Source organism: Solirhodobacter olei (assembly GCF_004010155.1).
Classification (GTDB): domain Bacteria; phylum Pseudomonadota; class Alphaproteobacteria; order Rhodobacterales; family Rhodobacteraceae; genus Solirhodobacter; species Solirhodobacter olei.
This window is the reverse complement of the sequence record NZ_RRYH01000005.1, coordinates 96,803-123,198: the sequence shown is the minus strand read 5'-3', so window position 1 is coordinate 123,198 and position 26,396 is coordinate 96,803. Positions and strand designations below refer to the sequence as shown.

Here is a 26,396-nt window from a genome sequence, read left to right as displayed (position 1 = left end):
GATCCTTCGCGACCGTTGGCCCTCTCCCCGCAAGGGGGGAGGGTTTTGCATTCGGGGGGAAGCCCGACCCGAAACGGCGTAGGGTGCGCATTCGCTGCGCACCTTCGGGCCTCAGACGGTGAGGGCGGGTTCGCGCCTTGCCCCGGCCGCCTGCCAGGCGGCCAGGATGTGGTCATGGGTGGCCACGACCTCGGGCGTCGTGCCTTCGGTCCCGGTGCGCAGAAGGCCCCGCGCGCCGGGGCGGGAGGTCCAGGCGATCAGCAGCGGCGCGGCCATCATCGGCAGCGACACCGGCAGGAGCCACAGCACCAGCTCCGGCGCCAGCGCCCAGGAGGCCCCCAAAAGGAGCAGACCCGTCGCCACGATCCAGCGCGAGGCGATCCAGGCGTCGGACAGCGAGAGCGTGCCGTCGCCGCGGTTGTTGGGCGGCCATCCGGCGTCGATCCGCATCAGCACCTGCAGCACCGAGCGCGTCGTGAACATCAGCATCACCGGCGCGATCAGCGAGGAGAGCGCCAGCTCCCACAGCGTCGAGACCGCCCCGCGCAATCCGCCGCCGAAGGGGCGGGCACGGCCGGTCATGGCGGCCTCGGCCGCGATCATCAGCTTCGGCAGAAGCAGCAGCCCGAAGACGCCGAAGGCGAGCCCCATCGCCTTAGATGTCTCGTTCGAGGGAAAGACCGGGAAGAGCAGGTAGGGTTCCGGAAAATAGTTCGGCGCGGCGACGAAGAGCGGCGCGGCGATCGAGGCGAGGATGAAGCCCAGCCAGAGGAGCGGCGCGACATAGGCAAGGATGCCCTGCAGGAAGACGAAGCGGCTCCACGGCCGCAGCCCGGGCGCATCCAGAAGGCGGCCGTGCTGCAGGTTGCCCTGGCACCAGCGCCGGTCGCGCTTGGCGAAATCGACGATGTTCTCCGGGCCCTCCTCGAAGGAGCCCTCCAGATCCGGGTCGAGCCGCACCAGCCAGCCAGCGCGGGCCAGCAGCGCCGCCTCGACGTAATCGTGGCTGAGGATATGGCCGCCGAAGGGCGGCTGGCCGGAGAGCGCGGGCAGGCCACAGGCGCTGGCGAAGGCCTGGGTGCGGACAAGCGCGTTATGGCCCCAGAACGGGCCGGTGCGCCCGGCCATCAGCGCCAGCCCGCGGGCGAAGATCGGCGAGAAGAAGCTGGCGGAGAACTGCTGCGCGCGCCCGAAGCGCGACCGCGCGCGGATGATCTTCGGCAGGGTCTGGAGAAGGCCCAGATCCGGCACTGCCTCCATCCGCCGGACCATCTCGACGATCGTGGCGCCTTCCATCAGGCTGTCGGCGTCGAGGATCAGCGCGTAGTCATAGGCGCCGCCGGAGGTGGTGATGAAATCCTCGACATTGCCGGCCTTCTTGCCGGTGTTGCGGGCGCGGCGGCGGTAGAAGATCCGCCCCTCGGCCCCGCGCGCGTCGAGCAGGTGCAGGAACCAGTGCTGCTCTGCCTCGGCCACCGCCTCGTCGCGGGTATCGGAGAGGATGGCGAAGTCGAAGAGCGCGCCCTGGCCGGTGGCCGCGAGGCTTTCGTCCATCGCCGCGATGCGGGCGAAGGTGACGACGGGGTCCTCGTTATAGACCGGCACAAGGATGGCGGTGCGGCCGGTGATCGGCCCCTCGACGCGGGGCAGGGCGGGGGCGCGCCAGGCGAGCCCCGCAAGCCCCTGCACCGCCCCCCAGGCCAGCCAGAAGGTGGAGCCGAAGATCAGCACCGAACGGACCACGTCCATCAGGTCGAACCCGTCGGCGAGGCCGAATTGCAGAAAAAGCAGGCCCGCGCCCGCAGCGAGCGCGAGGCTCAGGCCGAGGGCGGCCGTGCGCCGCAGCTCGAGCGCCGCGTCGCGCCTGGCGTCACGCTCCAAAACTCAGTTCCCAAGCACATGGGCCCTGAGCCAGCCGTCCCAGACAAGGCGGAGCCGGGCCAGGCGGCCCATGGGGTGCTCCAGCACCTGGCGCGGCATGGCAAGCGGTGCCTTCGGCAGGGCGCCGACGGGCTCGGCGCGGATCACTTCGGAATCGCCCGGAATGTAAAGGTCCTTGGGCATCAGTCTCTCATCCATTGATAGAGCCAGATCTCGGTAAGCTTCCTGCCATAGCCTGCAATGTGCGCGGTCAATTCTACGATGCTGCCGCTTTGCGCCGACACGTTCAGAACGAGCCGCCATATGTTCTCGCCGGTGACTTTGAACAAGGTCTGATCGACGATTTTGCCATGCGATACGGTAATGACGGGTTTGACATCCGCGTCACCCGGCATGCGGGCGAGGATGCCGCCCTTGAAGTCGATCACGAACTTGCGGGTATTGGGGTCCGGCTTGGCCCCCGAGATGCCGCCATGGCCCGCGCGCGTCTGTTCGACATAGGCGCGTTCGCCCTTGCCGTTCGGGGGCAGGTCGCCCCAGACCAGGCGGTAGCGGAACTCCAGCGCCTGGCCGGCCTGCACCGGGGCGGCGGGGATCCAGAAGGCGACGATGTTGTCGTTCACCTCGAGCTGGGAGGGGATCTCCACCAGCCGAACGGCGCCGTCACCCCAGTCCCCGATCGGCTCGACGTTGATCGAGGGGCGGGTTTCGTAATGGGCGCCCGCGTCCTGGTAGTCGTCGAAGTTGCGGTCCCGCTGGTGCAGGCCGAAGCTGACAGGGGATTTCACGGTGAAGACCGAGCTGCCCAGCCGCGGCGGGTTGGCGAGCTGGCGCCACATCACGTCGCCATCGGCGCGGCGGATCATCAGCCCGTCGGAATCGTGGACCTGCGGGCGGTAATCGTCGAAGCCCTCGCGGTTCACGGCTGAGTAGAGGAACATCGAGGTCAGCGGCGCGATGCCGAGCTGCTGGACCGCGGCGCGGAAGAAGAGCCGCGCGGTCACCTCCATCACGGTGTTCTCGCCGGGGGTGATGACGAACCGGTAGGCGCCGGTGCAGGAGGGGCTTTCGAGTGCTGCGTTGACCACCACCGACTGCGCGCCCGGGGCCGGCTTCTCGAGGTAGAAATCCGAGAAGCGGGGGAATTCCTCGGCCCCCGAGAGGCCGGTGTTGATGGCGAGGCCCCGGGCGGAAAGGCCGTAGGTGTTGCCTTCGCCAAGCGCCCGGAAATAGGAGGCGCCGATGAAGGCCACCAACTCGTCGAAGATGTCGGCGCGGTTCAGCGGGTAGCGCAGCCGGAAGCCGGCCACGCCCTTCAGCTGCGCGTCCTTGGGCACCCGCGCGGCGAGATCGCCGTGGTAGAGGAAGTCGTCCGTGGTGAAGACGAAGGGTTTCGCCGTTCCGCCCTCGACCTGGTAGAGGCCGACCGGCATGTCGAAGAGCCAGCCGAGGTGGAAGGCGTCGACCCGGAAGAAGCTGTCCGCACCGCTCCAGCGCGATTGCTTGGGATTGTACTGGATCTTCTGGTAATCGTCGTACTTGAGCTGGCCGAGGATGCTGGTGACCTTCTTCGGCGCGACATAGGACGCCTTGGCCCGGGCGCGCATCTGCTCGGTCAGGATGTCGAAGGAGAATTTCTGCGGCGCGGCATCGGGGCCGGGCTTGGCGGGGGCCGACTGCGCCCGGACGATGCGCGGCAGGGCGGTGCCACCCAGCAGAAACGCCGAAAGCGGCAGCGTCGCGATGAGGCGACGGCGCGTGGAGGAGGTCGGCTGGGCCGGGGTCTGGTCGAACATCGAAGTATCTGATTCGCGGCAGCTATTTCGCTGATTGAAATCACTTTCCGGGCCAGTTCGCTACAGGGCGATCACGAATGGGCGGCAACCGGCCCGGGCATCGGCGCAGGCGAAGGACCGGCATCGGCAATTATCCGCCGGTTGGCCGCGGAATTGGCTGCTCCTGCAGCATTTTGCGCATCCCTGACGGTGCGCGCGCCGCCCGGCGGGGGCGGAAAATCTGCTTTGTTCATCGGGGTATCCGAATTCCGGGCGGGTCCGGGCCGGCCGCAAGCGGGCTGGGCGGGTTTCCCCGGCACGCGACCGGCGGGACCCCGCCGATCCGCCTCCCCTCGTCACGCCACCTGCCGCCGATCCGGGCCCGGCCGCGGGCCACCTCGCGCAGGGGTGAAGGGGACTCGACGTAATCAATCGTTTGATTTAATGTCCGGTTAGTTAAAGCCGGGGTCGCGCCGATGCCGTCGCCAGATGCCGAGATGCCCACCCGTGCCGCGCTGATCGAGGCGGCGCTGCATCTCTTCGGCCGCAAGGGGTTCGACGGCGCCTCGACCCGCGAGATCGCCGCCCGTGCCGGGGCCAACGTAGCCGCCATCGCCTATCATTTCGGCGGCAAGGCGGGCCTGCGGCTGGCCTGCGTCGAGGCGATCGCCGCCGAGATCGATACCATCCTGCCCGCCGACGGCGCCGCCCTTCTGCCGGAGCGGGCGGAGGAGGCCGCGGCCGTGCTGGAGCGGTTGCTGCATGCGGCCGTGCGCTTCATGGCCGGCCCCGGGCCGGCGCAGGATTTCGCCGTCTTCCTGCTGCGCGAGATCACCATGGCCGGCCCGCTGGTCGACCCGATCTACGAACGCATCATCGGGCCGCGACACCGGATGCTCTGCCGGCTCTGGGGCCGCGCAACGGGGCTCGATCCCGAAAGCGAGGGCGTGCGGCTCGCCGTTTTCGCGATGATCGGGCAGGTGATCTATTTCCGCGTCGGCCAGCCGATGGTGCTGCGCCGACTTGGCTGGGACGCGATCGGGCCGGAGCGGGCCGCGGTGATCGCGGATCTTCTGGCCGGGAACCTCCACGGGGCGCTTGCCGCCAGCAAGGACGCGGCGCGTGCCGCAGGTGAAAGGACCGATCGATGAGCTTTCTCTGTGCCGTGCCGATCCTGAGCGCCTTCTTCAACGCCTGCATCCCGGCGCCGCCGCTGGCCACCGGCTATGTCGAGGGCGACTATGACCTGATCGCCCCGGTTGCGGTCGCGCAGGTGAAGACGCTGGAGGTGGCGCGCGGCGATCATGTGAAGGCGGGCGCGGTGATCGTGCGGATGGAACAGCGCGACGCCTATATCACCCTCGCCAAGGCGCGGGCGGCGCTGGCGCAGGCGGAAAGCCAGCTGGCCGACCTCAAGCAGGGCCGCCGGCCGGAGGAGATCAAGGTGCTGGAAGCCGCGCTCGCCTCGGCAAAGGCGCAGGAGGAGAATGCCGGCAAGGAGCTGGCGCGGGCCCAGAGCCTGAACGACCGGGGCGTGGCCCCGCAGGCGAACCTCGATACCGCGCGCACCCAGCTCGATGTGGCGCAGGCCGCGGTGGCGCAGGCAAGCGCCAATCTGGCGGTCGCCAAGCTGCCCGCCCGGCCCGACCAGATCGCCGCGGCCACCGCGGCGGTGGCGCAGGCGCGCGCGGCGCGGGACGCGGCAGCCTGGGAGCTGGGCCAGCGGACGCTGATCGCCCCGGCATCCGGCGAGATCACCGAGGTGCTGCGCCATCCGGGCGAGATCGCGGGGCCCTCGGCGCCCGTTCTGACCTTCCTGCCGGAGGGCGCCGTGAAGCTGATGCTCTACCTGCCGGAAGACTCTCTCAGCCATGTCCATGTCGGAACCCGGCTCGACGTCCGCTGCGACGGCTGCGGATCGGATGAACATGCGACCATCACCTATATCGCCGACCAGCCGGAGTTCACTCCGCCGGTGATCTACTCGCTGCAGAACCGCCAGAAGCTGGTCTACCTGATCGAGGCGCGGCCGGATCCGGGCGCAGTGCGGCTGAAGCCGGGCCAGATCGTCGACGTCGACCTGCCGCGCGGGGCCGGAAAGTGACCGAACCCGCCATAGATGTGCGCGGCCTCGTCAAGCGCTACGGCGACAAGACGGTGGTCGACGACGTGACGATCACCGTCGAGAAGGGCGAGATCGCGGGCTTTCTCGGCCCGAACGGATCGGGCAAGACCACCACCATCCGGATCATGTGCGGCCTTCTGAAGCCCGATGCCGGCACCGGCCGGGTGCTGGGGATGGACCTTGCCCGCGACGCGCTGAAGATCAAGCGCGAGGTCGGATACATGACGCAGCGGTTCTCGTTCTACGAGGATCTCTCGATCGCGGAGAACCTCGATTTCGTGGCCGGTCTCTACCGCATCGCGCCGCGCCGGAAGGTGGTGGACCGCACGCTGGAGGAGCTGGGCCTCGCCTCGCGCCGGAACCAGCTGGCCGGGCGCCTTTCGGGCGGCTGGAAGCAGCGGCTGGCGCTGGCCGCCTGCACCATGCACCAGCCGAGGCTGCTGCTTCTGGACGAGCCCACCGCCGGGGTCGACCCGAAGGCGCGGCGCGAGTTCTGGGACGAGATCCACCGGCTGGCGGGGCAGGGGATCACCGTGCTCGTCTCTACCCATTACATGGACGAGGCGGAGCGCTGCCATCGGATCAACTACATCTCCTACGGCAAGCTGATCGCCAAGGGGACGGTGGCCGAGGTGGTGGCGGGCGCGGGGCTGACGACCTTCCTGGTGAACGGCGACCATGGCGGCCAGATGCTGCGGGTGGCGCAGGACCTGCGCGCCGCGCCCGGCGTCGACCAGGTCGCGCCCTTCGGCACGACGCTGCATGTCGTCGGCCGCGACGGGGCGGCGCTGGAGGCCTCCGTCAGAAAGATCGCCGAAGGGGCGGGCGTGCGCTGGGCCCCTGCGGAGACGAGCCTCGAAGATACGTTCATCCAGCTCATGGGCGCCTCGCGGGACAATATGGCATGAACGCGGTCTTCTCCCTCACCCGCCTGCGCGCGATGCTGGCGAAGGAATTCATCCAGATGCGCCGCGACCGGGTGACCTTCGCGATGATGCTGGGCGTGCCCTTGATGCTGCTTGTCCTCTTCGGCTTCGCGATCAACACCAACCCCAAGCACCTGCCGGCGGCGCTGGTGACCGCGCATCAGGGTCCCTATGAGCGCGCCATCGTCGCGGCGCTGGAGGCGACGGGCTACTACCACTTCACACATGTCGGCATCTCCGCGACCGAGGGCGACGCGCTGCTGGCGCGCGGCGATGTCTCCTTCGTCGTCACCATCCCCGCGGATTTCGACCGGCGGGTGGACCGGGGCGATCATCCGACGCTTCTGATCGAGGCGGATGCGACCGACCCCTCGGCCTCTTCCGGTGCGGTCTCGACCCTCGGGACGGTCGCGCAGGAGGCGCTGCAGCACGAGGAGGGGACCGAGGCCCAGGCCGCCGCGCAGAAGGCGAGCCAGGTCGAGGTCGTCACTCATCTGCGCTACAACCCCGAGGGCGTCACCCAGTACAACATCGTGCCGGGCCTGCTGGGGGTCATCCTGCAGATGACCATGGTGATGATGACTTCGATGGCGCTGACGCGGGAGACCGAGCGGGGCACGATGGAGAACCTCCTCGCCATGCCGGCGAGCCCGCTGGAGATCATGCTGGGCAAGGTGCTGCCGTTCTTCGCGGTGGGCGCGGTGCAGCTGACGGTGATCCTCGTCGCCGCCAAGGTCCTGTTCCAGGTGCCCTTCGTGGGCAGCCTTTGGCTGCTGCTCTCCGGCGTGCTGATCTTCGTCATGGCGCTCGTGCTTCTGGGCTACACGATCTCCACCCTGTCGCGGACGCAGATGCAGGCGATGCAGCTGACATTCTTCTTCTTCCTGCCGTCGATCCTGCTTTCGGGCTTCATGTTCCCGTTCCAGGGGATGCCGCTCTGGGCGCAGGACCTGGGCGAGGCGCTGCCGCTGACGCATTTCCTGCGGCTGGTGCGGGCGGTGATGCTGAAGGGCGCGGGCTTCACCGATGTGCGCCCGACGCTGGCCGCGCTGATCGCCTTCGTGGTGATCTTCGCGGTGCTGGCGCTGACGCGGTTCCGCCGCACGCTGGACTGAGCGCGAAGTTGATGCCGGTCAAGGTCCGGGCGGGGCGCCCGGGCTAGGAGGGGCCATGAGCATAGGTGATCTTCAGAAGGCGCTGCGGCCCGGCCTCATCGCCTGGGGCGCGGGCGGGCTTGTCCTTGGCCTTGTGCTGCGCTGGGCCGGGACGGGCGGCGCGGCGACGGTCTGGACCGGGGCGACGCTGCCGGTACTGGCGATGCTGCTGGTCGAGATCGTGACCACGCTTCGCCGCGGCGAGTTCGGGCTGGACCTGGTGGCGGCGCTTTCGATGACCGCCGCGCTGGTCTTCGGCGAGACGCTTGCCGCCGCCGTCGTCGCGCTGATGTATGCGGGCGGGCAGGCGCTGGAGGCCTTTGCCGAGCGCCGCGCGCGATCCGAGATGACGGCGCTGCTGACCCGGGTGCCGCGCAAGGCGATCCGCCACCGCGGCGCGGCGCTGGAGGAGGTTGACCTGGACGCCGTCCGCCCCGGCGACCGGCTGCTGATCCGGCGCGGCGATGTGCTGCCGGTGGATGGCGCGCTTGCCTCTGATATCGCGCATCTCGACCTGTCGGCGCTGACCGGAGAGCCGCTGCCGCAGCGCTTCGAGGGCGGGGCGGAGCTGATGAGCGGGGCGACGAATGCGGGCGACCCGTTCGACCTTCTGGCGCGCCGCGTGGCGGCGGAAAGCACCTTTGCCGGTATCGTCCGCCTGGTGCAGCAGGCGCAGGCGGTGCGGGCACCGATGGCGCGTCTCGCGGACCGCTACGCGCTGGGCTTCCTGGTCCTGACGCTGGCGCTGGCGGGCGCGGCCTGGGGGCTAAGTGGGGATCCGGTCCGCGCCGTCGCGGTCCTCGTCGTCGCCACGCCCTGCCCGCTGATCCTCGCCGTGCCGGTGGCGCTGGTGGCGGGGCTCAGCCAGGCGGCCAAGCAGGGGATCCTGATCAAGTCCGGCCGGGCGCTGGAGGCGCTGGCAGGGATCTCGGCGCTGGTGCTGGACAAGACCGGGACGCTGACCTCCGGCCAGCCCGGGCTGATCGAGATCCGAGAGGCGGGCGAGGTCCCGGCGGAGGAGCTGCTGCGCCTTGCCGCGGCGCTGGAGCAGGCCTCGCCCCACACGATCGCCGAGATGCTGGTGGCCGAGGCGCGGCGGCGGCATCTGGACCTGCCGAAGCCCGAGGCGGTGCGCGAGACGGCGGGCGAGGGCGTGGAGGGGCGGATCGACGGGCGCGCGGTGCTCCTTGGCGGGCGGGGCTTCGTCGCGGCGCAGCTAGGTCTGGCGGCCCCGCCGAAGGATGGCGCCGGGCCGGGCGAGGTGACGGTGGCCGTCGCCGTCGACGGGCGCTGGGCGGGGGAGCTGGTGCTGGCCGACACGCTGCGCGAGGGGATCGAGGGGCTATTCGCGGCGCTCCGCGCGGCCGGCATCGCGCGGATCGTGCTGGCCACCGGCGACCGGCCTGACGTGGCCGAGGCGGTCGTGGACGGTCTCGGCTTCGAGGCGGTCCATGCGGGGCTCGCCCCCGCCGACAAGATCGGCGTGGTGCTGGCAGAGCGCAAGGCGGGCCGGGTGATGATGGTCGGTGACGGGGTGAACGACGCGCCCGCGCTGGCGGCGGCGGATGTCGGCGTCGCGATGGGCGCGCGGGGGGCGGCGGCGAGCGCGGAGGCGGCCGACGTGGTGCTGCTGGTCGACCGGCTCGACCGTGTACTGCCCGCGCTCGCCATCGCCCGCCGCACCCGGCGGATCGCGCTTCAAAGCGTGGTCGCGGGAATCGGGCTTTCCGTCCTGGGCATGCTGGCGGCCGCGCTGGGCCTGATCGTCCCCGTGGAGGGCGCGCTGTTGCAGGAGCTGATCGACGTGGCGGTGGTGCTGAACGCGCTGCGGGCCCTGCGCGGCTGAGCGTGGTTGCCGGGGCGCTGCGGGAACAGGGGCAGGGAGGGAACAGGGGCCCGCAACCCCGGGCCTGGAAGTGGGGTTGCGGGCCCGACCCCAAGGCTTGGGACGCCGGGATCAGGCGTGTGGGAACGCCTGAGGCCATCTTCGGCACCGGGCCTGACACCAGCCTGACAGATCCTGCCGAACCCTCGCGGATCCCGCCGGATCAGGTGCGCGGTAGGGGTGCCTCTGGCAGATGCAGCGTCACGTCGAGCCCGGGCCCCGGCGTGCGGTTGGCGAGGTTCAGCCCCCCGCCCGCGGCCGTCAGGATCTCGGCCGCGATGGAGAGGCCCAGCCCGTGCCCGGGTCCGGCGCTGTCGAGCCGCGCGCCACGTGCCATCAGCGCCTCCAGCCGGTCGGGCGGGATGCCGGGCCCGTCGTCCGAGATCGTCAGGGACAGCGCCCGATCGTGCCGCGCCGCACGGATCGCGACGCGCCTGCGGGCATGGCGGGAGGCGTTCTCGATCAGCGCGCCCACCGCCTCGGTCAGGTCGCCGGGGTCGATCCGCGCGACCAGCGCGGGGGGGACCTCCACCCGCCAGTCGACCCGCTTGCCCTCCGGCGTGCGGCGGATGACCGACAGCACCCGCTCCACCACCCCGGCCATCTCGGCATGGGCGGCCGGCGCCGAGGCGGCGATGCGGGCGCGGGTCAGCTCGCGGTTCACATGGGCCTGCATCGCCGCTGCGATCTCCTCGATGGCGGCGGCGGCCTCATCGTTCTGCTGGTCGCGCAGGCGACCGGCCTCGCCATAGAGCGCCTGCAGCGGCGTCTTCAGGCCGTGGGCGAGGTCGCCCGCCCGGGCGCGGGCCTTGGCGATATCGGCCTCGCGCGCGGCGATGAGCTGGTCGACCTCGGAGGCGAGGGGGCGGACCTCGGAGGGGAAATCATCGCCCAGCCGCGCGCTTTCGCCGGAGCGGATGGCGGCGACGCGGGCCCCGACGGTGGCGAGCGGGCGCAGGCCCACGGCCACCTGCAGCCAGCCCGCCGCGATCAGGAAGAGCGCGAGCAGCGCCAGGTAGGGCGTCATGTCGGTGACGAAGCTGCGGCCCTCGGCGACGAGCTGGGCGCGGTTCATCGCCACGGCCAGCAGCACGGTCTTGCCGCCCAGCCGCGCGGGCAGGCGGACGTGGCGGACGACGGCAAGCACGCTGCCCCCCGCCGGGCCGGGAAGCCTGTGCAGATGCACCACCCCGTCGACCGGATCGTTCTGCGGCAGCGGCAGCGTGTCGTCCCAGAGCGAGCGCGAGCGGATCGTCGTCTCGGGCCCCGTGACCTGCCAGTAGAGGCCCCCCAGCGGGCGCTTGAAGCGGGGATCGCCGGGCGGTTCGGGCAGGATGAGCCGGCCCTGCGAGTCAAGCGCGAGGCCCGCGAGGACCTGGTCGAGCTGCAGCGAAAGATCGGCCACCGCGCGGCGCTCGACATGCGCGTTGAAGAGAAGCGAGAGCCCGAGCGCGGCCAGCGCCAGGGCTGCGATCACGGAAGCCGCGCCGGCGGCGAAGAGCCTGAGGTGAAGCGACCAGCGCCTCAAGACCCGCCGCCCTCGAGGAAATACCCGAAGCCACGCCGCGTGCCGATCACCCCCGGGCCAAGCTTGCGGCGCAGGCGCGCCACCAGCGCCTCCAGCGCGTTGGCCTCGCGCGAATCCTCGTCGCCGTAGAGGTGTTCCAGAAGCTCGCCCACCGGCAGCACCCGGTCACGGTGCAGCATCAGGTAGGACAGCAGCCTGTATTCCAGCGCGGAGACCGAGACCGGCTTGCCGGAGACGGAGACTTCCATCCGCGCGGGGTCGAGGCTCAGCTTGCCCTGCACCTGGACCGGGTTGCCGCGCCCGGCGGAGCGGCGGATCAGCGCGCGGGCGCGGGCGACCAGCTCCTCCATCCGGAACGGCTTGGGCAGGTAGTCGTCGGCGCCGGCGTCGATTCCCTCGACCCGCTCGCTCCAGGCGCCGCGAGCGGTCAGCACCAGGACCGGCACCTCGCAGCCGCCGGCGCGCCAGCGTTTCAGCACCGTCAGCCCGTCGAGCTTCGGCAGCCCGAGGTCAAGCACGATCAGGTCGTAGGACTCGGTATCGCCGCGGAACCAGGCCTCCTCGCCATCGGCGCAGGTCTCCACCAGGAAGCCCGCCCGGCTCAGCGCCGACGTCAGGTCAGCAGCGATCCTCGGATCGTCCTCCACAGCCAGCACACGCATCAGTCTTCTCCCGCTTCGGCACCGATCACTTTACCGGTCGCCGCATCGACGTCGACCTCTACCACCTGACCCTTCGGGTTGACGATCTCGAACTCGTAGATGTGGCGGTGGGCCAGCTCCTCGTATTCGATGTTCACCACGTTGCCGGGGTAGGATTTCCTGACCGAGGCAAGGATGCCGGACAGCGGCAGGATCTCGTGCCGTTCATAGGCCTCGCGCGCCCGGTTCTGGTCGTCGCTGTCGGCCCGCGCGGCCAGGGCGGCCGGCAGGGTGAGGGCGAGGATCAGGATGGCTGCGCGTATCTTCATGGGCACCGGCTTTCGCATCGGGGGGCTGACGGGAGGCTGACATAGGCCTGACGTCCAGCCTAGGCCGGATTGCCCGGCGCGGCCATGTCCCGGGCGGGCGCGTTTCGGTGAGGACGGGCGCCACCGGCGGGAGGTTTCGGGCCAGGAAGAAACCGGCCTGTCTTCTTCTGTCCCCAGGCATCCCCGGAAGCGAAAGGAGCGTCAGCGACGAACGCCTGCCCGCGCCGGCTGGCGCGGCCCCAGGGCGAGGCTCAGAGATCGAGCCAGATCGTCACCGGCCCGTCGTTGACCAGGCTCACCGCCATCTCCGCCCCGAAGATGCCGGTTGCGGTCTCGAACCCCTCCGCGCGCATTGCCGCGGCGAAGGCTTCGTAGAGGCGGCGGCCCTCCTCGGGCGGGGCCGCAGTCGAGAAGCCGGGGCGGTTGCCGCGCGAGGTATCGGCGGCGAGCGTGAACTGGCTGACCACCAGCGCCGCGCCCCCGCTGTCGCGCAGGCTGCGGTTCATCTTGCCCGCCTCGTCGCGGAAGATGCGCAGCTTGGCGATGCGTGCGGCAAGCTGGGCGGGCTTCTCGTCGCCGTCGCCCTGCATGGCGCAGACGAGGATCAGAAGGCCGGGGCCGATCTCTCCCACCACCGTGCCGTCGACCGCGACGGAGGCGGAGGTGACGCGCTGCAGAAGCGCCCGCATCAGTCGATCTCGCGCGCCCAGGGCGGGTTGGCGCCGGCACGGCTGACCGTGACGGCCGAGGCCTTCACCCCAAGGGTCAGCATGTGTTCCAGCATCGGCTTGTCGGCGGCGGCGACGGCGGCCTTGGTCAGCTTGCCCTGGCGGTGGAGCGAGGCCAGCATCGCCGCGTTGAACGTGTCGCCCGCGCCGACCGTATCCGCGACCTCGACCTTGCGCGAGGGCACGAAGAGCTTGTCGCGCGCGGTATAGGCGGTGGCGCCGGTCGCGCCCTCGGTGATGCAGACGATCTTCGGGCCACGCGACAGCAGGCCGGCGGCGAGGTCCGCGCTGTCGCCCTTGCCTTCCAGCCAGTGCAGGTCTTCGTCGGAGAGCTTGACGATATCGGCGAGCTTCATCATTCGGGCCACCCGGGCGCGGTAGCTCTTCTCGTCGGTCACGAAGCTCGCGCGGATGTTCGGGTCGAACATGATCAGCCGGGTGGGCGCCTCGCGGGCGCAGAGCGCCTCGTAGGTGGAGGCGGCGGGATCGTTCACCAGGCTGATCGAGCCGAAGTAGAGCGCGTCGACCGCGGCGGGCAGGTCGGGCAGGTCGGCCTCGGCCAGCATCCGGCCGGCGGTGTTCTCGTCGTAGAAATCGTAGCTGGCCTGGCCGTCCTTCAGGTGAACGAAGGCGAGCGTGGCCGGCCGGTCGCTGCGGATGGCATAGGAGGTGTCGACCCCGGAGGCGGCCAGCGCCTCTGCCAGCTGGCGGCCGAAGAGGTCGTTCGAGAGACCCGAGAAGAATCCCGCCGGCGCGCCAAGCCGGCCGAGCGCGATCGCCGTGTTGAAGACGGCGCCGCCGGAATGGGGCGCGAAGCAGCCCTCACCCTCGGCCGTCTTTCGCGGCAACATGTCGATCAGGGCTTCGCCGCAGCACAGGATCATCGGGGCCTCCGTTCTTTGCTGGGCTTCTGATTAGAGGGCTGGGGCGCGGGGGGCAACGGATTTGAGGGCCCGGGGGCGGCGGATCGCCAGAGGATCGCAGGCGGATCGCCGCAGGATCAGCCGCCGAGCGGGTCGAAGACCGCGCCGATGAAAGGGGCGTAGCGCCGCCAGGCCTCGTTGCTGCCGCGGTAGATCGGTTGGCGGATCTGCGCCTGCGAGGAGGTGGCGACCGCGCGCCGGTTCTCCTGCGGCGAAAGGCAGGCGTCTTCCCAGCCCAGGCCAAGATGGGCGACGAGCTTGCGGGTCTCGCCCTCGGGATCCTCGGTGAGCCGCGCGTAGTCGAGCTGGTAGATCCGGTCGCCGTGGCGTTCGGCCCAGAAATCCATGAGGGCTTCGTAATGGCGCCAATAGGCCACGACATCCTCCAGCCCGCAGGTGAAGCCGAGCCCCATGCCGTTGAAGTAATTGCTGAAGTTCGACCAGCAGACGGCGCGCGGGTCGCGGTTGACGTGGATGATCTTCGCCTCTGGCAGCGCCTTGGCGATCAGGCCGAGGAAGCGGAAGTTGTCGGGCATCTTGTCGGTCACGTAGGGGCGGCCCTGCGACAGCCGTTCGATCCGCCCGAGGTAGCGGCTGCGCAGGGTGGCCAGGGCCTCTGGCGTCGGCTCGGCCTCGCCGAGGGCGAGGGGGGCGCCGTAGATCGACACATGCGGCAGCTCGCCCGCGCCGTGGACCCCGGAATGGCTGGATAGGATCTGCTCGACCAGCGTGGTGCCCGAGCGCGGCATGCCGAGGATGAAGATCGGTGTCACCCTGGCGGGTTCGGTGGCGGCGAGCGCGGGGATGCGGTCCGCGGTCTCGCGGAGTTTCGCGAACATTCGGGCGTCGGCCTCTGAGGAGTGGCCGAGAAGGCGCTTCCGGGTGGCGTTGCCCTCGGCCAGCGCCGCGAAGGCCTTGGCGTCTTCGCCGATCCCCTCATAGGCCTTGTAGAGTGCGAAGCAGACCTGGCAGCGGGCGTCGGTGCCGGGGGCGGAGGCCGCGCGCAGCCGCTCCATCTGCGCGAATTCCGGGGCCCCGGGGGGGAGTTTCGTCACCGCCGTGAGGTAGCGGAAGGCCTCGGCATTCTGCGGATCGAGCATGAGGGCGCGCCGGTAGGCGACCTCAGCCTCCGCGAAGCGGCCGAGGTCGGCCAGCGCGAGGCCGAGGTTTCTCAGCAGCGCGACGTGATCGGGGCGAAGCTCCAGCGCACGGCGAAGGCACGCCTCGGCGCCTTCGACATCGCCCATGTCCTTTAGCGCGTTGGAAAGGTTGATGCGGGCGTCGATATAGTCCGGGCGGCGGGCAAAGGCGCGGCGGTAGGCCTCGGCGGCGGCCTCGGGTTCGCCGTCCTGTCGCAGAGCGTTGCCGAGGTTGTTGGAGGCCTCGGGGAAGTCGGGGCGGATCTCAAGCGCCTTGCGGTGGCTCTCGATCGCCTCGGCGGTGCGGCCCTGCTGCTGCAAGGTGTTGCCGAGGTTGCTGAGCGCGTCGGCATCGGCGGGGTTGAGCGTGGCGGCCGCGCGGAACCCGGCCTCGGCGCCGGCGAGGTCGCCCACCGTGGCAGAGGCCATGCCGAGGATCGTCTGCAGCGTCGCCGAGCGCGGGAAGCTCTGGACAAGGCCGCGGGCCTGGGCCGCCGCGGCCTCGACCCGGCCCTGCTGGAGGAGGCCGACCAGCCCGGCGATCACGTTCTGCGCGGGCTCCTGCGCCGATTGCCCGGCGGGTGCGGGGGCCTGCATTCGCTCCAGCGCCTGACGCGCACGGGCATTTGCGGGGAAGCGGGCGAGGATCCCTTCGTAGATCTCCCGCGCCTCGGCCATGCGGCCCTTGCTCTCGAGCTTGCGGGCGCGGAGGAGGAGGTCATTGGCCGTGGGCATCGTGTCGCGTCACCTCGCGGGCGGGAGCCATGGCTTTCGGGTATCCAGTCGGGCCCGGATTGGCAAGGCGCGCGGGGCAGGGGCGGCGCGCCCTCAGACCTGCCCGCCCGCGATTTCGATCGCCTGTCCGTTCACGCTCTCCGCCCCCGGCTCGCAGAGCCAGAGCGCTGCGGCGCCGACCTCGGCCGGGTCGATCAGCCGGCCGTGGCGGTTGGCGGAGATCATCAGCTCGCGCGCCGCATCCGGGCTGATGCCGGCGCGGGCTGCGATGCTTTCGGTGTTCTGCAGCACGATGTCGGTGTCGGTATAGCCCGGGCAGAGCGCGTTGAAGGTGATGTCGGTGCCGAGGTAATCCTCGCTCAGCCCCCGGATCAGCCCGACGAGGCCATGCTTCGATGCGGTGTAGGCCGGCGCGCCCTTCAGCCCGCGCAGCCCCGCGACGGAGGCGACGGCGATGACCCGGCCCCAGCCCTCGGTCTGCATGCCCTGCAGGCATTCCCGGATGGTCAGGAACGCCCCGTCGAGGTTGGTCTGCATGATCCGGCGCCAGAAGCTGAGTTCCGTCTTCTGCAGCGCGCGGCCCTCGGCGATGCCGGCATTGGCGACGCAGATGGTGATCGGGCCATGCGCCCGCGTCGCCCGCTGCACCGCGTCGATGATCGAGCTTTCGACGGTCACGTCCATCATTACCGGGTTGAGGCCGTGGATATCCCCCGCCTCGCCCAGGACATTGGCCCGCCGCCCGGTGATCGTGACGGTCGCGCCTGCCGTCGCCAGCGCCCGCGCGATGGCGAGGCCGATCCCCGTCCCCCCTCCGGTGACGAGCGCGTGGCGGCCTTCAAGGCTCATGGTTCCGCACCTCCCGTTTGCCGGGAGACGTTAGCTTTTTGTTCCGCCCCGTCAACGCTCAGCGCACCGGCGGATGCCAGCCGTCCGTCAGGGTATGCAGGAATGCCACGACATCGGCGATCTCGGCCGCGTCGAGCGCGGGTTTCTCGCCCAGATGCCGGTCAAGCGGCGCGTCGATCCGGTCGATGTTTCCCCAGTATTTCCTCGGCAGATCGTTGTAGAGCGCGGGCTTTCCGTCCGGCCCCTTGGGGTAGATCTTCTGCGGCTCGGTATCACGCTCGACATAGAAGCGGACGACGTCGGTCAGCGAGTGGTAGATGCCGTTGTGAAAGAAGAACGGCCGGCTGGCGACGTTCCTGAGCGTCGGCGTCTTGAAGAGCCCGCAATTGGCCGCCTGATGCGCCGCGGCATCAGTGCGGAGCGGTCCGCAGATGCCGAGGTCGTGGTAGGCGGGGTCGCCGTTCGCCGGGATCGCCGGGTTGCGGGGCACGGCCAGCGCCTCGAACTCGTAATCGGTGAACATCGGCGGCGCGCCGTTCGCGCCGGGCGTGTCGAGGTGGCAGGCGGCGCAGTTGCCCTTCTTCGGATCGTTGAAGAGCTTCAGCCCGCGCGCCTCGGCCGGGGTCAGCTTCGCCTTGCCGGCGAGATAGGCGTCGTATTTGGAGGTGAACGGGTGGAAGGAGGGATCCTCGATCTCGAAGCGGGCGATGGCATATGCGGCCTCGTCCACGGTCATGGTGGGGTCCTTCAGGATCTGCGCGCCGAAGAGCTGGCCGATCTCCTTGCCGTAGCCCGCCTTGACCGCGCGGGCGAGGCTCGGGATGTCGGTGTTCGCCATCTCGAAGGGTGACAGCAGGGGCCCGAGCGCCTGGTCCTGAAGTGTGCCGGCGCGACCGTCCCAGAACAGGCCGCCGCGGGCCACCATGTTGGCCGAGGTGTTGCCGGCCTTGGCCTGTTTCGGCGCCCGGTTGGCCACCACCAGCTTGGCGAAGGCGTTGGTGGCGGAGAAGGGCACGAGGTCGCTGGTTTCGGCCACCGCCATCGGCGCGGCCTCGGCGGCCTCGCTCTCGGGGTTTGAAGGACCGATGGTGAAGGGCGGCGTCAGCTCCTTGTAGGTGAGCGTCGGAACGGTGCGCAGGCCGGGCCGGTCCAGTTTCGGCCCGCCGTAGACCACCGGCGTGTCGGCCCCGGGGCGGGGGCCGTAATGGTTCGCCGGGTCGTGGCAGAAGGCGCAGGACATCGCGCCGGAGCCGGAAAGCGAGGGGTCGAAGAACATCCGCTTGCCGAGGCTGGCGACGGCGCTGAGCGGCCTTGTGGTCGACGGGCCGGGCGCCGGGTCGCCGGCCCGGGAAAGCGAAGGCAGCGTGCCCGCGAGGAGGATCCCCGCGAGCACGGCCGCCGATGCGACAGGAAGTGCCGGTCTTTGCATCGGCGGTCTCTTACCCGGGTCAGGACTTCGAGGGCTCGCCCGTCGCCGGATCGAGGATCAGCTTGCCCGCGGCGGGCTTGGCCCAGTTGAACATGCCGTCGATCGTGCCGGAGATGGCATCGAACGAGCCGCCGCCGAGGCGGGCGCCGCTCAGCCAGTTGTCCTCGATGAAGCGCATCACGCTCGACTGGTCGGTGACGGTGTGGTCCACGAAGTTCACCTTGGCGTAGGGCGAGATGACCACGAAGGGCTGGCGGGTGCCGTAGCCGCAGCGGCCCTGGACCGGAAGCCCGTTCACGCCCGGCAGCGGCGTGCCGCTTTCGCAGGTGTTCCCGGTCAGGACGTCATAGCCCTTCAGCGGGATGTCGGAGGCGTTGATGACGTGATGGGCGTGGTCGTACCAGCCGTCCGAGTCGTCGTAGAGGACGATGATCGCCGTGTCCTTCCAGAACTTCGACTTCTGGATCTCGTTCACGGCCTTGGTGATGAATTCCTGTCCGTCGAACGGGTCGGAATAGCCGGCATGGCCGTCTTCGTAGCCCGCGGCCTTCAGGAAACTGACCGCCGGCAGGTTGCCCGCGGCCATCGCGTCATACCAGTCGTGAATGTCGTACTGGTGGTTCGCGCCGCCGTCCGCCGAGGTGCCGATCGCCGCGACCGAGGAGGGGCGCAGGTGCTTGGGGTTCGCGGTCGAGGGGTAGTACTGGAACGGCTCGTGGTGCGGAATGTAGTCAGACGACTTCACGTTGATGATCGAGGAGGTCGTCGAGCGCTTGCAGCCGGTCGTGCCGTTGGCGTTCTTCATGCCGAGGTCGAAGCCGCCCTCGAACCAGCCCCAGGTGATGTGCCGGGCGTTCAGCATGTCGCCGATGTTCTTGCCGGTCATCAGAGCGGTCGGATATTTCGGGTTCGAGCAGACATCGCCGGTGGGGTCGAGGTCCGAGATCATCGTCCAGCCGCCCTGGCCGTCGGGAACGACCCGGCCGCCGTCGTAGCTGCCGTCCTTGGCGAGCGTGTAGCCCGGCGGCAGGAAGACGCCGTTGGTCTGGCCGGAGACGAGGTTGATCGCGCCCGGGGTCGACGGCCCGAAGGTGGTGGAGAAGGACGCGTCGTTCATCGCGTAATGCTGAGCGTAGTTCCAGAGCGCGGTGACGGTGTTGCCGTCATAATAGCCCATCACCTGGCCCTTGGTGCCGAAGGCGCCCGCGCCGTCCTTGGTGCCCTTCCCGGTGTGCTTGGGGAAGAGATCCATCTTGAAGCCGTCGTAGGCGGCCTGTTCGGCGGTATAGCCGTGGTTCTGGTCGGCGGTGCCGGCCTGGGTCCGGTCAAGCCTGAACGGGCCCGCGGCATCGGCGCCGTTGGCGGCACCGGCGTTCGGGTTCTTGTCCAGAAGCCCGGCATGGGCCAGCGTGTCGATATCCTTCGGGGTGTCGGCGGCGGCATGGAAGGCGGGCTCGCCCGCCGGGTTCGCGGCCTTCGGATAGGTGCCGAAGTAATGGTCGAAGGAGACGTTCTCCTGGAAGATCACCACCAGGTGCTTGATCGGCGTGGCGGTGTTGGCGGCAAGCGCCGGGGCGGCCTGCACGGCGCTCAGCGCCAGGGCGCTGGCGGCGGCACGCCGGAGGATACGGGGGAAGTGCATCGAGGACTCCTTCCTGCGGAGGGGTTGCTGCATCGGACGCTCCGCATATCCGTCAGGAGTGTGACAGCCCGATCTTCACGGCGGCTCACGTTTCCAACACGGACAATCACGGGTGCGTGACAGGCTGTCCGGCGGGCTGGCTCAGGAGGAGCCGCCGTCCTGCGCCTTGGTCAGGTGGTAGCTGACCAGCCCCAGCTCCCGCGCGGTTCCCAGCGCAAGGATCGTGCTGTCGAGCCCGAGCTGGTCCTGGTAGCGGCGCAGCGCGGCCCGGGTCGGCCGGTCCATCACCCCGGTCAGCGCGCCCCGGTAATAGCCCCGCGCCAGCAGCGCCCGCTGCAGCGAGCCGATGAAATCCGGCGTCATCTCGGCCGGGCAGGGGGTGCGGAACCAGACCTTCTCGCGATCCTTCACGATGCGCTGGCGCACGATGGTCTGGAACTCCGCCGGTTCCGCCGGATGGCCGTCGCGGGCCGGGCGGGCGGCTCGGACCTGCTGGTGCTCGGTATCGGTTTCATAGATCGCCGGGGTCACGGCATCGGCCCAGCATTGCCCGGCCTTGGAGGAGGGCGGCGTGTTGGCGTCGGAGCGGATCAGCTCGGGGGCGAGAGAGCGCGTCCCCAGCGCGTCGGGTTTCAGCAGCGGGTCCTGCGACGCGGCGGAGCCGCAGCCGGCCAGGAGCGGCAGCAGGGCGAGGAGGGGAAGGAGGGTGCGCATCTGTCTGCCCGGGCTCCGGTTTTCGCGCTACGATAACGGCTCGCCCCCGACCGGGGAAGCACATAAGCGCGTGAAGGGGCGGGGTCGGAGGTCAGCCGCGCGGGGACCTGCCCAGGTGTTCAGCCGGCGTGTTCCGGCGGGGGCTCAGGCAGAGGGCGCGGGGCGCGGCCCGCCTGATCCGCCGCCTCGATCCGTTCGGCAAAGCCGGGGTTCAGCAGCTCGTCGAGCAGATGCGACAGATCCTCGATCCGCTCGGCCACCAGATGCACCACCCCGGCCTCGCGCTGTAGCCGGCCGGTGACGCGCAAGAGCCGGCCCGCGATCACCGCGCGGCGGAACCGCTCGAACATCTTGGCCCAGACCACGACATTGCAGACCCCGGTCTCGTCCTCCAGCGTCAGGAAGACCACGCCCTTGGACGTGCCCGGCCGCTGCCGCACCAGGACCAGCCCGGCGACGGCGACCCGCGCGCCGTTCGGCGGCTCGCCCAGCCGCCCGGCGGGCAGGCAGGAGGGCGGGCGCGGCCAGCGCCCCGGCGGAGGCGAGGTGGAATCAAGCGGCTGCATGAGAACAATTATAGAACATGCGCGCCGCCGGGCAAGCCTCAGCCCCGCCAGCCTCCTACCCGCCAGCCTCCTACACGTTAGCCTCAGCGCGCCGGGATACGGGCGTTGAAGACCTCGGTGGTATTGGCATGCGGATAGGGCACATCGGGCACCGGCACGCCGAGATGGGCACAGAGCGATCCCCAGCCGTCGCCCAGCCTATGCACGAGGAGGCGGCCCGGCGGCACCTCGGCCATCACCGCCTCGACATTCGCGCGGTAGGTGGCGATGGCATGCTCGCGGTCGTCCGGCCGGCCGCCGAACACCTGCCGCGCGATCAGCATCCGGCCCAGCGTGTCGGGGTCCCCCTCGCCGGTCAGATGCTTCAGGATGGTGCCCGAGAAGCTCCGCCACCAGCTCTCCGGATCGCGCCAGGTCAGGATCACCCGGGCCTCGGGATAGGTCGCCACGATCTCGCGCCAGTAAAAGGCCGAGGGCCAGTCGACGCAGGAGACGTAGCCTTCGAAGAGATGCTCCCAATCCGGCGTCCCGCCCGCGGCAAGCGCCCGCCAGCGGTCGCGCTGCGTCTCATGCGCGATGATCTCCAGCATGTGATGGCAGGGGCCGAAGCCGAGGATCCCCAGCGCCTCGCGCATCGAATCCGTTCCCGTCCGTCCGAATCCCGTTCCGATCACCTTCAGCGCCATGCCAGCCTCCCTCGCTTTCGTAACATTCTGCCACCTCCGCCGTCTTTCCAACAGAGGGGTGGCGGGGCCGGGGAAGCTGGGCTAGATAGCCGTCCGGACCACGGGTATTGAGGCAGACGATGGCGAAGATCACCTATGTCGAGTTTGGCGGGGCCGAGCATGTCGTGGACGTGCCGAACGGGCTGACCGTGATGGAAGGCGCCCGCGACAACGGCATTCCGGGGATCGAGGCCGACTGCGGCGGCGCCTGCGCCTGCTCGACCTGCCATGTCTATGTCGATCCCGCCTGGGTTGATCGGCTGCCGCCGAAGGACCCGATGGAAGAGGACATGCTCGACTTCGCCTACGAGCCCGACCCGGCCCGCTCGCGCCTGACCTGCCAGCTTAAGGTCTCCGATGCGCTCGACGGGCTGAAGGTCTTCATGCCCGAAAAGCAGATCTGAGACCGTCCCCCCGGGATCACGGGCCGAAGACGTAGGGCCAGAAGACCACCGCGCCGGTGCAGGCCGCGCCGATGGAGCAGATCAGCACGGAGGCCGCGGCGAGATCCTTTGCGTCGCGTGCGAGCGCGCTCCATTCGGGGCTCGCCAGGTCGACGACGCGCTCCAGCGCGGTGTTCATGGCCTCCGCCGCAAGAACCAGTGTCATGGCAAGGATCAGGGCGATCCAGTCGCCCGGCGTGACCCGGTATGCCGCGGCAAGGCTGATGACGATTGCGGCGGCGCACAGGTGAATGATCGCATTCGGCTGGCGGACAAGAACCGCCAGGCCGCGCCCGGCGAAGCGGAAAGAGGCGATCCTTGCCCGCAGCTTTCCCATCCGCGCGTCAGAAGTGCTGGGTGAAGGTCACCGCAGCACCATCCGCCGTCGGCGCAACCGTGACCTGGGCGTCCTGCGACGTCGTGAAATATCGCGCCAGCACCCATCCGAGCGCGGCCCCGGCGACCACGTCCTGCGCATAATGCTTCTTCGCCTCGACCCGGGCGACGCCGGTCAGCGCCGCCGCGCCGTATACCCAGGGCACGTACTGCGGATATTCGTGGCCGTAGCGGATATTGAAATAGGTCGCGGCCGCGAATGCCATCGACGTGTGTCCGGAAGGGAAGCTGTCGTTGCCCGAACCATCCGGCCGCTGCTCCTTGATCGCCGCCTTCAGGGCCTCTGTCGCAAGGAACGTGGACCCGATCGTATAGGCCAGCTGCCAGGCGCCGGGGGCGTCCGACTTCGCCAGCGTACTCCCGGCGGCCAGCGCGCCAAGGCCGAGCGCCAAGGCGGTCGAGCCGTGGTCCCAGGCCTTCCTGTTGGCCGCCTGGGCAGGAAGCGGGGTCAGCGCGCTTGCGGACATCAGGGCGATCAGGCCCGCGGTGGCCAGGGTGGTACGTGTCATTGATTTGTCTCCTAACGCCGCAACGGACGGCAACTCTACGTCTCGACCGCGGTCGTCCTACAAACCAACGCGCGATACACTCTCACCCAGGCCCGGGCAGAATGTCGCCAAATCTACTCATCGGCAAACATGCGCCGAGGCTAGCCGACAATCCCTGCCGCGGAAAGACGGTTTGGCTGGGGCCCTGAAGGGCTCATCGCCCGTTATCACGACGGCACAAGGCCCTGGGCCGGGGCGCGGTTAAGCAGCCATACACGAAATGACGATAGGACGGGGTCCAGCGGGCGCCGGCCGGTCCCGCCGTCCCTTCGTGGTGGAGATCATGACGTTCAACCGTAACTCGCTCGCTGTGCGCATCCCCTTTCTCAGCGCACTTGTGGTGATCATCGTATCGGCCGTGATCGCCCTCTTCAGTTACGAAGGCGCGAGCAGGTCGCTTCGCGCCGAGGCGGGGCAGCGCCTCGCCCTGGTCGCGCAGGTGCGGGCAGAGGCGGTGCAGGCGCTCTTTCGACGGGTCGCTGCCAACCTGACGCTGACGGCGGGCGACCCGTCCACCGTTCAGGCGCTGCTGCAGTTTCAGGCCGGCTGGAACGCCATCCCGGGCGATCCGGTCAGCTATCTGCAGCAGCATTACCCGCCCACATTGCCCGCGGGCGCGGCCGGCGCGGGCAAGACCGACAATGCCGGCGACGGGTCGCAGTGGTCGCAGGCGCATCAGCGCTTCAATGGGCATTTCCGCGACCTGGCGGCGGTCCGCGGCTATCACGACGTGATCCTCGCCGATGCCAAGGGAAACGTGGTCTATGCCCTCACGAAGGAGAAGGACTTCGCCACCAACCTGCGCACCGGCCCCTGGGCGCAATCCGGGCTGGGTCAGGCCTTCCGCAGGGCGATGCAATCAAGCGACGGCAAGCCGGTCTTCATCGATTTCAGCCATTTCGAGCCCACGGGCGGCGCGGCCGTGGCCTTCCTCGCGACCCCGGTGAAGGCGGAAAACGGCACCCTGCTGGGGGTGCTGGCGATCGAGCTTTCGGCCGACCGCGTCAACGCCATCGTCGCCAACCTTGTCGGTCTGGGACGGACCGGTCAGCTTGTGCTGATCGGGGCGGACGGGCTGCGCCGCAGCGGATCCCCGATGCTGGCCACGGTCGACGCGATGCTGAACCCGATGCCGAAGGACCCCGACGTGGGACGGGCCGCCGCCGGCAAGACCGGGCTCGACCTCGACGGCCGCGGCTTCATCGACGGCGCGCCCTCCGTGGTCGCCTACCGGTCCTTCGATCTTTTCGGCAATCACTGGGCCGTTGTCGCTGCAGAGGACCGGGCCGAACTGCTCGCCGATGTGACGCGACTGCGCACGCACAGCCTGGCCATGATGGCCGTGGCGGCGCTGGCAGCGGTGCTGATCGGCCTTGCCATCGCGCGCAGCATCGTCCGGCCACTGGTGACGGTGGGCCAGGCGATGGACCGGATCGCGGCGAAGGACTACGATTTCGACGTGCCCTATATCGGGCGGCGCGACGAGACGGGCGCCATCGCCCGAAACCTCGAGGCGTTCCGAACCAAGCTGAAGGAGAACGAGGCTGCGGCGCAGATGGCGCTTTTCAAGGCGCGCGCCTTCACCACCTCCTCGGCGGCGATGATGCTGGTCGACCGCGAGCGCGGTATCGTCGATTACAACACCGAGCTGAAACAGATCTTCCGCGACAACATAGACGCGATGCGCGCAAACTGGCCCGACTTCGACCCCGAGCGGCTGATCGGCCAGTCGGTCGACCGCTTCCGTATCGATGCCGACCGGCAGGAACGCCTGTTCTCGGATCCGGCGAACCTGCCCTGTGTCGCCGACATAGCGCTGGGCGAATCGCGGCTGCAGGTCTCGATCCAGGCGATCCTCGACGACGATGGCAACTACATCGGCGCCTCGCTGCACTGGCTGGATGTCCGCGAGGCCCGGATCAACGCCTCGATCATGGAGGCGATCCGCCGCAACCAGGCGATGCTCGAATACGATTCCGAGTTCCGCCTGATCAAGGCCAATGACAAGTTCACCGAGATCTTCTGCTGGGGGCAGGAGGCCAGGGGCCGCACCTTCGAGCAGCTCTTCGGTCCGAACGAGGATACACGGATCGGCATGCAGCGCCTGAAGGGCGGGCTGACGGTGAACCGCAAGGTGGTGCGCCCCACCAAGGCGGGTGGCGAGGTCATTGTCGAGGTGGCGATGAACCCGATCTTCAGCCATCAGGGCAAGCTCGACCGGATCGTCGAGATCGGCACCGACGTCACCCGGATCGAGGCCGCGCGCAAGGCCGCGGAGGCCGAGACGCTGGAGCGCGCCGAGGCGCAGCGGCTCGTGGTCGAGGACCTGAGCCGAGGCCTCTCGGCGCTCGCCGAGGGCGATCTGACGACCGAGCTCGATCGGCCCTTCGGTGCCGAATACGAACAGGTCCGCCACGATTTCAACTCCGCTCGCGCGAAGCTGCATGGCGTCGTCACCCAGTTGCGAATGGCGGTCGCGCACATCAACGACGGTGCCATGCGCATCGCCAAGGCTTCCGACGATCTCTCGCGCCGCACCGAAAACCAGGCTGCGACGCTGGAGGAGACCAGCGCCGCGCTGGAGGAGCTTTCCACCAGTGTCCGCACCACCGCCGCCGGCGCCAACGAGGCTGATCAGGCCGTACGCGGCGCCCAGGGCGAGGCGGAGGCCTCGGGCAGGGTGATGTCGCAGGCCGTCGACGCGATGGGCGAGATCCAGAAATCCTCCAGCCAGATCGTCCGCATCGTCGGGCTGATCGACAACATCGCATTCCAGACCAACCTCCTTGCGCTCAACGCCGGGGTCGAGGCCGCCCGCGCGGGCGAGGCTGGCCGCGGCTTCGCGGTCGTCGCCTCAGAGGTCCGCGACCTCGCGCAGCGCTCCTCCGAAGCCGCCAAGGAGATCGAGACGCTGATCTCGACCTCCTCCGGCCATGTCGATCACGGCGTGCGGCTGGTCGGCGAGGCCGGCGAGGCGCTGCAGAGCATCCTCTCCTCGGCGTCGCATATCTCCACCCTGGTCTCCGGCATCGCCTCGGCCCAGGACGAGCAATCGACCGGCATCTCCGAGATCAGCACCGGTGCGAATGCGCTGGCGGAGGTCACCCAGCAGAACGCCGCCATGGTCGATCAGGCCACGGCCGACGGCCACGCGCTGCGCCAGGAAGCGGAGGGCCTCTCTACCCTGGTCGCCCGCTTCCGCCTCGGCAACGATGCGGAGGAGGGCGGGCAGCCTGCCGGCAGCCGCGTCGCCGGCCGGCCGCCCGCCCGGGCAATGCGTGCCTGACGGCGGCCTCCTCGGCGGCAGAACTGCGG

Annotated in this window: 25 protein-coding genes; 7 read left to right on the top strand and 18 right to left on the bottom strand. The window is 69.7% G+C overall.

What is annotated here, in order from left to right; genetic code table 11:
* Positions 1 to 111 precede the first annotated feature (111 nt).
* From mdoH to EIP85_RS22735, 4 genes are all read right to left on the bottom strand, one after another.
* On the bottom strand, positions 112 to 1,881 hold the full coding sequence (gene mdoH / locus EIP85_RS04720; protein WP_127901009.1) for a glucans biosynthesis glucosyltransferase MdoH: 1,770 nt from the start codon (positions 1,879 to 1,881) through the stop codon (positions 112 to 114).
* A 3-nt stretch (positions 1,882 to 1,884) separates the two neighbouring features.
* Positions 1,885 to 2,064: a hypothetical protein gene (locus tag EIP85_RS04715; protein ID WP_127901008.1), complete on the bottom strand. Its 180-nt coding sequence runs from the start codon at positions 2,062 to 2,064 to the stop codon at positions 1,885 to 1,887.
* Positions 2,064 to 3,677, bottom strand: a complete 1,614-nt coding sequence (locus EIP85_RS04710) for an OpgD/OpgG family glucan biosynthesis protein (protein WP_127901007.1) — start codon at positions 3,675 to 3,677, stop codon at positions 2,064 to 2,066. The genes EIP85_RS04715 and EIP85_RS04710 overlap by 1 nt, the downstream gene beginning before the upstream one ends.
* A gap of 71 nt (positions 3,678 to 3,748) precedes the next feature.
* Positions 3,749 to 3,910 carry a hypothetical protein gene (locus EIP85_RS22735; RefSeq protein WP_164871643.1) on the bottom strand — a complete coding sequence of 54 codons (162 nt, stop codon included), beginning with the start codon at positions 3,908 to 3,910 and terminating at the stop codon, positions 3,749 to 3,751.
* Between the two features lie 243 nt (positions 3,911 to 4,153).
* Here EIP85_RS22735 and EIP85_RS04705 point away from each other — a divergent pair, with 243 nt between their 5' ends.
* The 5 genes from EIP85_RS04705 to EIP85_RS04685 are packed head-to-tail and all read left to right on the top strand — an operon-like array spanning position 4,154 to position 9,707.
* Entirely contained in the window at positions 4,154 to 4,807 is a 654-nt protein-coding gene (locus EIP85_RS04705) for a CerR family C-terminal domain-containing protein (RefSeq protein ID WP_206615458.1), read from the top strand.
* Positions 4,804 to 5,760 carry an HlyD family secretion protein gene (locus EIP85_RS04700; protein ID WP_127901005.1) on the top strand — a complete coding sequence of 319 codons (957 nt, stop codon included), beginning with the start codon at positions 4,804 to 4,806 and terminating at the stop codon, positions 5,758 to 5,760. Before EIP85_RS04705 ends, EIP85_RS04700 begins: the two co-directional genes overlap by 4 nt.
* The gene (locus EIP85_RS04695; protein WP_127901004.1) at positions 5,757 to 6,689 is read left to right on the top strand and encodes an ABC transporter ATP-binding protein; all 933 of its coding nucleotides are present in this window, start codon (positions 5,757 to 5,759) and stop codon (positions 6,687 to 6,689) included. Before EIP85_RS04700 ends, EIP85_RS04695 begins: the two co-directional genes overlap by 4 nt.
* Entirely contained in the window at positions 6,686 to 7,822 is a 1,137-nt protein-coding gene (locus EIP85_RS04690; RefSeq protein ID WP_127901003.1) for an ABC transporter permease, read from the top strand. The genes EIP85_RS04695 and EIP85_RS04690 overlap by 4 nt, the downstream gene beginning before the upstream one ends.
* Positions 7,823 to 7,877: 55 nt before the next feature.
* The gene (locus EIP85_RS04685; protein WP_127901002.1) at positions 7,878 to 9,707 is read left to right on the top strand and encodes a heavy metal translocating P-type ATPase; all 1,830 of its coding nucleotides are present in this window, start codon (positions 7,878 to 7,880) and stop codon (positions 9,705 to 9,707) included.
* 202 nt (positions 9,708 to 9,909) lie between these two features.
* Here the strand turns inward: EIP85_RS04685 and EIP85_RS04680 are convergent, their stop codons facing one another.
* From EIP85_RS04680 to EIP85_RS04625, 12 genes are all read right to left on the bottom strand, one after another.
* Positions 9,910 to 11,274: a sensor histidine kinase gene (locus tag EIP85_RS04680; RefSeq protein WP_127901001.1), complete on the bottom strand. Its 1,365-nt coding sequence runs from the start codon at positions 11,272 to 11,274 to the stop codon at positions 9,910 to 9,912.
* Positions 11,271 to 11,936 carry a response regulator transcription factor gene (locus EIP85_RS04675; protein WP_127901000.1) on the bottom strand — a complete coding sequence of 222 codons (666 nt, stop codon included), beginning with the start codon at positions 11,934 to 11,936 and terminating at the stop codon, positions 11,271 to 11,273. Before EIP85_RS04675 ends, EIP85_RS04680 begins: the two co-directional genes overlap by 4 nt.
* A complete protein-coding gene (locus EIP85_RS04670; protein WP_164871642.1) occupies positions 11,936 to 12,244 on the bottom strand; it encodes a PepSY domain-containing protein in 309 nt (102 codons plus the stop codon). Before EIP85_RS04670 ends, EIP85_RS04675 begins: the two co-directional genes overlap by 1 nt.
* 251 nt (positions 12,245 to 12,495) lie before the next feature.
* Complete coding sequence (gene dtd, locus EIP85_RS04665) at positions 12,496 to 12,933, bottom strand: D-aminoacyl-tRNA deacylase (RefSeq protein ID WP_127900998.1); 438 nt, start codon at positions 12,931 to 12,933, stop codon at positions 12,496 to 12,498.
* Positions 12,933 to 13,856, bottom strand: coding sequence for a carbohydrate kinase family protein (locus tag EIP85_RS04660; protein ID WP_127900997.1), 924 nt, complete (start codon positions 13,854 to 13,856; stop codon positions 12,933 to 12,935). Before EIP85_RS04660 ends, dtd begins: the two co-directional genes overlap by 1 nt.
* 116 nt (positions 13,857 to 13,972) lie before the next feature.
* Positions 13,973 to 15,769 carry a tetratricopeptide repeat-containing sulfotransferase family protein gene (locus EIP85_RS04655; RefSeq protein WP_127900996.1) on the bottom strand — a complete coding sequence of 599 codons (1,797 nt, stop codon included), beginning with the start codon at positions 15,767 to 15,769 and terminating at the stop codon, positions 13,973 to 13,975.
* A gap of 93 nt (positions 15,770 to 15,862) precedes the next feature.
* Positions 15,863 to 16,618, bottom strand: a complete 756-nt coding sequence (locus EIP85_RS04650; RefSeq protein WP_127900995.1) for an SDR family NAD(P)-dependent oxidoreductase — start codon at positions 16,616 to 16,618, stop codon at positions 15,863 to 15,865.
* Positions 16,619 to 16,676: 58 nt separating this feature from the next.
* The gene (locus EIP85_RS04645) at positions 16,677 to 18,047 is read right to left on the bottom strand and encodes a cytochrome-c peroxidase (RefSeq protein ID WP_127900994.1); all 1,371 of its coding nucleotides are present in this window, start codon (positions 18,045 to 18,047) and stop codon (positions 16,677 to 16,679) included.
* 19 nt (positions 18,048 to 18,066) lie between these two features.
* A complete protein-coding gene (locus tag EIP85_RS04640; RefSeq protein WP_127900993.1) occupies positions 18,067 to 19,689 on the bottom strand; it encodes a phospholipase C in 1,623 nt (540 codons plus the stop codon).
* Positions 19,690 to 19,830: 141 nt separating this feature from the next.
* Positions 19,831 to 20,403: a peptidoglycan-binding domain-containing protein gene (locus tag EIP85_RS04635; RefSeq protein ID WP_127900992.1), complete on the bottom strand. Its 573-nt coding sequence runs from the start codon at positions 20,401 to 20,403 to the stop codon at positions 19,831 to 19,833.
* Positions 20,404 to 20,522: 119 nt separating this feature from the next.
* Entirely contained in the window at positions 20,523 to 20,969 is a 447-nt protein-coding gene (locus EIP85_RS04630) for an OB-fold nucleic acid binding domain-containing protein (RefSeq protein WP_127900991.1), read from the bottom strand.
* An 83-nt stretch (positions 20,970 to 21,052) separates the two neighbouring features.
* Positions 21,053 to 21,655 carry a sulfotransferase family protein gene (locus tag EIP85_RS04625; RefSeq protein ID WP_127900990.1) on the bottom strand — a complete coding sequence of 201 codons (603 nt, stop codon included), beginning with the start codon at positions 21,653 to 21,655 and terminating at the stop codon, positions 21,053 to 21,055.
* Between the two features lie 119 nt (positions 21,656 to 21,774).
* Between EIP85_RS04625 and EIP85_RS04620 the strand changes: the two genes are divergently transcribed.
* Positions 21,775 to 22,098, top strand: coding sequence for a 2Fe-2S iron-sulfur cluster-binding protein (locus EIP85_RS04620; protein ID WP_127900989.1), 324 nt, complete (start codon positions 21,775 to 21,777; stop codon positions 22,096 to 22,098).
* 16 nt (positions 22,099 to 22,114) lie between these two features.
* On the opposite strand, the gene EIP85_RS04615 is transcribed toward EIP85_RS04620, so the two are convergent.
* Positions 22,115 to 22,474, bottom strand: coding sequence for a diacylglycerol kinase family protein (locus EIP85_RS04615; RefSeq protein WP_127900988.1), 360 nt, complete (start codon positions 22,472 to 22,474; stop codon positions 22,115 to 22,117).
* 7 nt (positions 22,475 to 22,481) lie between these two features.
* Positions 22,482 to 23,042 (bottom strand): phosphatase PAP2 family protein, encoded by a 561-nt coding sequence (locus EIP85_RS04610; protein ID WP_206615457.1) that lies wholly within the window; start codon positions 23,040 to 23,042, stop codon positions 22,482 to 22,484.
* Between the two features lie 322 nt (positions 23,043 to 23,364).
* On the opposite strand from EIP85_RS04610, the gene EIP85_RS04605 reads away from it, so the two are divergent.
* The gene (locus EIP85_RS04605) at positions 23,365 to 26,367 is read left to right on the top strand and encodes a methyl-accepting chemotaxis protein (protein ID WP_164871641.1); all 3,003 of its coding nucleotides are present in this window, start codon (positions 23,365 to 23,367) and stop codon (positions 26,365 to 26,367) included.
* Positions 26,368 to 26,396 lie beyond the last annotated feature (29 nt).

Excerpts from the sequence above, each read along its gene's own strand:
- EIP85_RS22735 (WP_164871643.1), bottom strand. The coding sequence starts at position 3,910 with ATGAACAAAGCAGATTTTCCGCCCCCGCCGGGCGGCGCGCGCACCGTC.
- dtd (WP_127900998.1), bottom strand. The coding sequence starts at position 12,933 with ATGCGGGCGCTTCTGCAGCGCGTCACCTCCGCCTCCGTCGCGGTCGAC.
- EIP85_RS04705 (WP_206615458.1), top strand. The coding sequence starts at position 4,154 with ATGCCCACCCGTGCCGCGCTGATCGAGGCGGCGCTGCATCTCTTCGGC.
- EIP85_RS04640 (WP_127900993.1), bottom strand. The coding sequence starts at position 19,689 with ATGCACTTCCCCCGTATCCTCCGGCGTGCCGCCGCCAGCGCCCTGGCG.
- EIP85_RS04645 (WP_127900994.1), bottom strand. The coding sequence starts at position 18,047 with ATGCAAAGACCGGCACTTCCTGTCGCATCGGCGGCCGTGCTCGCGGGG.
- EIP85_RS04655 (WP_127900996.1), bottom strand. The coding sequence starts at position 15,769 with ATGCCCACGGCCAATGACCTCCTCCTCCGCGCCCGCAAGCTCGAGAGC.
- EIP85_RS04685 (WP_127901002.1), top strand. The coding sequence starts at position 7,878 with ATGAGCATAGGTGATCTTCAGAAGGCGCTGCGGCCCGGCCTCATCGCC.
- EIP85_RS04660 (WP_127900997.1), bottom strand. The coding sequence starts at position 13,856 with ATGATCCTGTGCTGCGGCGAAGCCCTGATCGACATGTTGCCGCGAAAG.
- EIP85_RS04670 (WP_164871642.1), bottom strand. The coding sequence starts at position 12,244 with ATGAAGATACGCGCAGCCATCCTGATCCTCGCCCTCACCCTGCCGGCC.
- EIP85_RS04650 (WP_127900995.1), bottom strand. The coding sequence starts at position 16,618 with ATGAGCCTTGAAGGCCGCCACGCGCTCGTCACCGGAGGGGGGACGGGG.
- EIP85_RS04675 (WP_127901000.1), bottom strand. The coding sequence starts at position 11,936 with ATGCGTGTGCTGGCTGTGGAGGACGATCCGAGGATCGCTGCTGACCTG.
- EIP85_RS04610 (WP_206615457.1), bottom strand. The coding sequence starts at position 23,042 with ATGACACGTACCACCCTGGCCACCGCGGGCCTGATCGCCCTGATGTCC.
- EIP85_RS04690 (WP_127901003.1), top strand. The coding sequence starts at position 6,686 with ATGAACGCGGTCTTCTCCCTCACCCGCCTGCGCGCGATGCTGGCGAAG.
- EIP85_RS04630 (WP_127900991.1), bottom strand. The coding sequence starts at position 20,969 with ATGCAGCCGCTTGATTCCACCTCGCCTCCGCCGGGGCGCTGGCCGCGC.
- EIP85_RS04710 (WP_127901007.1), bottom strand. The coding sequence starts at position 3,677 with ATGTTCGACCAGACCCCGGCCCAGCCGACCTCCTCCACGCGCCGTCGC.
- EIP85_RS04620 (WP_127900989.1), top strand. The coding sequence starts at position 21,775 with ATGGCGAAGATCACCTATGTCGAGTTTGGCGGGGCCGAGCATGTCGTG.
- EIP85_RS04625 (WP_127900990.1), bottom strand. The coding sequence starts at position 21,655 with ATGGCGCTGAAGGTGATCGGAACGGGATTCGGACGGACGGGAACGGAT.
- EIP85_RS04700 (WP_127901005.1), top strand. The coding sequence starts at position 4,804 with ATGAGCTTTCTCTGTGCCGTGCCGATCCTGAGCGCCTTCTTCAACGCC.
- EIP85_RS04635 (WP_127900992.1), bottom strand. The coding sequence starts at position 20,403 with ATGCGCACCCTCCTTCCCCTCCTCGCCCTGCTGCCGCTCCTGGCCGGC.
- EIP85_RS04715 (WP_127901008.1), bottom strand. The coding sequence starts at position 2,064 with ATGCCCAAGGACCTTTACATTCCGGGCGATTCCGAAGTGATCCGCGCC.
- EIP85_RS04615 (WP_127900988.1), bottom strand. The coding sequence starts at position 22,474 with ATGGGAAAGCTGCGGGCAAGGATCGCCTCTTTCCGCTTCGCCGGGCGC.
- EIP85_RS04605 (WP_164871641.1), top strand. The coding sequence starts at position 23,365 with ATGACGTTCAACCGTAACTCGCTCGCTGTGCGCATCCCCTTTCTCAGC.